6 protein-coding genes are annotated in these 3634 nt (G+C 68.6%); 4 read left to right on the plus strand and 2 right to left on the minus strand.

Going from position 1 to position 3634, the window contains the following annotated elements; translation table 11 throughout:
- The 3 genes from ABJF88_08690 to ABJF88_08700 all read left to right on the plus strand — a co-directional run.
- Window positions 1-166 (plus strand): ferritin-like domain-containing protein (locus ABJF88_08690; GenBank protein MEP0546996.1); only part of this gene is annotated, 166 nt, incomplete at its 5' end.
- 334 nt (window positions 167-500) lie between these two features.
- Entirely contained in the window at window positions 501-1481 is a 981-nt protein-coding gene (locus ABJF88_08695; GenBank protein MEP0546997.1) for a universal stress protein, read from the plus strand.
- A 128-nt stretch (window positions 1482-1609) separates the two neighbouring features.
- Window positions 1610-2188 (plus strand): DUF5698 domain-containing protein, encoded by a 579-nt coding sequence (locus tag ABJF88_08700; GenBank protein ID MEP0546998.1) that lies wholly within the window; start codon window positions 1610-1612, stop codon window positions 2186-2188.
- Between the two features lie 304 nt (window positions 2189-2492).
- Here the strand turns inward: ABJF88_08700 and ABJF88_08705 are convergent, their stop codons facing one another.
- Together ABJF88_08705 and ABJF88_08710 are read right to left on the minus strand one after the other, a co-directional pair.
- Window positions 2493-2669 carry a hypothetical protein gene (locus ABJF88_08705; GenBank protein MEP0546999.1) on the minus strand — a complete coding sequence of 59 codons (177 nt, stop codon included), beginning with the start codon at window positions 2667-2669 and terminating at the stop codon, window positions 2493-2495.
- 85 nt (window positions 2670-2754) lie between these two features.
- Window positions 2755-3258 (minus strand): hypothetical protein, encoded by a 504-nt coding sequence (locus ABJF88_08710; protein MEP0547000.1) that lies wholly within the window; start codon window positions 3256-3258, stop codon window positions 2755-2757.
- 216 nt (window positions 3259-3474) lie between these two features.
- On the opposite strand from ABJF88_08710, the gene ABJF88_08715 reads away from it, so the two are divergent.
- Window positions 3475-3634: ferritin-like domain-containing protein (locus ABJF88_08715; protein MEP0547001.1), on the plus strand; the 160-nt coding region annotated here is incomplete at its 3' end.

The raw sequence follows: 3634 nt of genomic DNA on the forward strand, positions 1-3634 counted from the left end.
GGTGCTCCAGGCCGAGACCGAGACGATCACCCGCTACGTCGCGCGGCGGCGGCAGGCCGAGGCGTTCGGGGACTACGGGCTCGCGGCCGAGCTCGACACGATCCTCAGCGACGAGACGCGGCACAAGGAGGAGACCGACAAACTCCTCCGTGGCCTCGGAGCCTGAGGCGCTCCTTACCTCTGCGTTCCCACCCGACCCGAAACCGCCATGATCGCCGACCCGATTCGACCTCATGAGCCCCGCCCGACGAGGCGACCAGCGACAGCGGCTCCGCCTCCGTCCCGAGCCGACGGCCCCGCCCGACGGGACCCAGCGCCCATCCAGGACACTCCGGACGAGGCGAGCGCGATCCGCTCCCGAGAAGCAGCTATCGACGCGGCGCTCGACATGACCTTTCCGGCTAGCGACCCGCCTTCCTGGACGCTCTGATCAGGCGGGAAGAGGTAGCGCAACGGTTCCAGCTAGGCTCTCTTCCGAGCAATACCAATCCTCACTTGCCATGATCCGCCTCCAACGCATCCTCTTCCCGACCGACTTCTCCGCCTGTGCCGAGGGCGCGTTCACGCACGCGGCTTACCTCGCCGCGCACTTCGAAGCCGAGCTCCACGTTCTCCACGCCGTCGCGGACGAGTCGGCACCGGCCCGCGACTGGCCGGACGCCTCGGGCACGGGCTCCCTCCAGATCTCGCTCGCCGACGTCTATGAGGATCTCCAGATCCCCCTCCCCCCGCCGCCCGAGGACCACGACTCGCACGACTCCGTCGAGGTGATCGAGACGGAGGTCGTCGGGCGGGCGGTGCCCGAGGTGGTGCTCGGCTACGTCGACGACGAGGACGTCGACCTCGTGGTGATGGGGACGCACGGCCGCCGTGGCCTCCGTCGGATGCTGATGGGGAGCGTGGCCGCCGAGGTCGTCCGCCTCGCACCCTGCCCCGTCTTCACCGTGGGCGGGCGCGAGGCAGGGGAACGGGGCTGGGCCATCCGACGCATCGTGGCTCCGGTGGACTTCTCGGACCACTCCGTGCTCGCCGCGCGTCACGCTGCGGCCCTCGTCCAAGCGTACGACGCCGACCTCACGCTCTTCCACGTCGTCGACGCGGCCACCGTACCGACCGGGGGGACCCCGACCCTCGGTCCCGTTCGGGTCTCCGCCAACGAGGTCCAGACGCGCTCGCAGAAGACGTTGGAGCGCCTCGCGGCCGACCTCCGAGCCGAGTTTCCCGCCGTGGGCGACGTCCGAGCCTTCGTCGGCGTTGGCCGCCCCGCCAGTGACATTGTCGACTTCGCCGAGGAGCACGACGCGGACCTCGTCGTCGTGGGGAGTCATGGGCGGACCGGCATGAAGCGGCTCCTGATGGGGAGCGTCGCCGAGCAGGTCGTCCGCTCAGCCCCGTGCCCCGTCTTCACGGTCAAGAGCTTCGGCCGAACGCTGCTGCCCACGGCACGAAGCGAAGACGTAGAGCCCGCTGCCGAGGCCTGATACGATAACGACCCGCGTGGCCTAGCCGCCGTACGCGGCCCCCAATCCAAACCCCTCCCAGTACGAGAAGGACCCCTTCCGGGCTCCGCGTCGCGTTCGTGACGCGGAGCCCTCATTCGGAATACGAGATGGAAGCACTCCTGGCCGCCCCCATCGGGGCGCTGCTTATTTTCACGCTGCGCGTCCTCGACGTCTCGATGTCGATCATGCGCATGATTCTGGCCGTCCGAGGCCACCGCGGCGTCGCGGCGGCGATCGGCTTCTTCGAGGTGCTGCTCTGGCTCCTCGCCGTCGGGACCGCGCTCCAGCACCTGGATTCGTGGCTCCACATCGTCGGCTATGCCGCGGGCTTCGCAGCCGGTAACTACGTCGGCGTGTGGCTGGAGGGGCGCTTTGCGATGGGCACCAACGTGGTGCGCGCCGTTTTCCCGGAGGGGGAGCCTGCCAGCGGGAGTGCGGCAGGAGCAGCGGCGGCGCACGCGCTGCGCGAGTCCGGCTATGCCGTCACGGAGATGCACGGGCGCGGCCGGGAGAGCGCCGTCGAGATCCTCAACGTCGTCGTGCCCCGCAAGCGCGTTGCCGAGGTGATGGACATCGTCCAGTCATTCAAGCCGAAGGCGTTCGTGACGGTCGAGGAGGTCCGCGCCGCACACGGCGGCCACGTGCGCCCGGGCGGCCGCAAGGCCCCTTTCCTGGCTGGTGGTTAGCCGGCTCTTCAGCGGCTGCCTGCTCCGCCACGTCGCTGCAGCTCTGGTGATGTGCCAAACGGGTCGGTGGTAGCGGAGTGCCTGCCAGGGGCGAGGTGCCTACAGGCAGATACGGGGTCGTGAGCGTAAGCTCGTAGTTCCATCCGTCACCCTCCTACGGGGTGGGCGGACGCGAAGCCGTGGGTGCGAGGTCGGAGGATTGAGCGCTCTTCCATCAAGATGGGCAGGCGACGCTTGAGGACATCATGCTTTTTGAGGCGCTCGGTGAGGCCCTCGCCATCGGCCTGCTCATCGGCGTCGAGCGCTACAAGAGCCGTGGCCCCTCACGGAAAGCGAAGCCAACGACACGGTAGGTATCATTCTGGTAGAGCGTGGCCGTGGCGAAGCGGGCATCGTCGTACCCGGGGAGCGACGTGGGCGTCTCGGTGGAATCGGTCGCCTGGGCGAGCGCCGGTGGAGCGACGTGGGGGACACCGAGCATCGTGAACAGGAGGAGCGTGAGGATCCGCAGGGTTCGTGGAGATTGATGGGTAGCTCGAAAGGAGAGGCAGTCAGGAGCCGTAGTCTCAACCGCCATCGTAGCGCTCCCCTTCGGATGCGCCGCGCGGCACGCCGACCGCCGATGCCGACGTATCCTCACGGATCTCGGGGTGGTTGATCTGCCCGCCGAGGTTCGCGACGTAGCCGATCCAGCCGCCAGCCGCGAGCGCGAGCATGAGCGCCGTCGCCGTCGCCGAGCGGGGCAGTGCCCCCCGGCGGAACCCGATGAGGAGCCCCAGCGCCACGAGCCCGAGAAGGCCGACGGCGACCGCCGCCCCGAGCGCGGCATCCTCGTGTGCCTCAATCGCGTCGTGTGATACCCCGACCTGATCCTCGACGATGTCCTCGGCGTTCTCGCCGGAGAGGTAGACGGGGAGCACGAGCAGGCCGGCGAGCACGAGCAGGCCGAGGCTCGCGCGGGCGATGCCCTCGTCCTTGCGCGCGAGCGCCCAGGTGAGCCCAAGCACCGCGAAGAGGATCCCGAAGAGCGGGGCGTGGTTGAGGGCGAGGTGGAGGTGGGCGGCAGTCATGGCGTTGGCGAGTCAGTGGCGAGGGGTGTAAGGGAGCAAACGGGGGTTTGATTCCCTTCGTCTGCTCATGCCTACGCGCCCCGCGGGCGTCCGCTCTAAGAGCACGATGAGAGCCTGATGAGAGGAGGATGAGAACCCGTCTGGGACCGGAACGGCTACCTCAACGGTGCGTGGGCTAGGCGTCCTTCTTCGCTACTCACACTGCCCTCCTCCATCATGGCTACCGACAAGCAGGCCCTCATCGACGGGCTCAACGACGACCTCGCCCACGAGTACCAGGCCGTCCTCATGTACACCTCCTACGCCGCCCTCGTCAGCGGCATCCACCGCCCCATGCTCAAGGGCTTCTTCGAGATGGAGATCCCCGAGGAGCTCG

The sequence above is a fragment of the Rhodothermales bacterium genome (genome assembly GCA_039944855.1).
In the GTDB taxonomy this organism is placed as follows: domain Bacteria; phylum Bacteroidota; class Rhodothermia; order Rhodothermales; family JANQRZ01; genus JBBSMX01.

Coding starts and splice junctions, on each gene's coding strand:
- ABJF88_08695 (MEP0546997.1), top strand. CDS start 501: ATGATCCGCCTCCAACGCATCCTCTTCCCGACCGACTTCTCCGCCTGT.
- ABJF88_08700 (MEP0546998.1), top strand. CDS start 1,610: ATGGAAGCACTCCTGGCCGCCCCCATCGGGGCGCTGCTTATTTTCACG.
- ABJF88_08705 (MEP0546999.1), bottom strand. CDS start 2,669: ATGCTCGGTGTCCCCCACGTCGCTCCACCGGCGCTCGCCCAGGCGACC.
- ABJF88_08710 (MEP0547000.1), bottom strand. CDS start 3,258: ATGACTGCCGCCCACCTCCACCTCGCCCTCAACCACGCCCCGCTCTTC.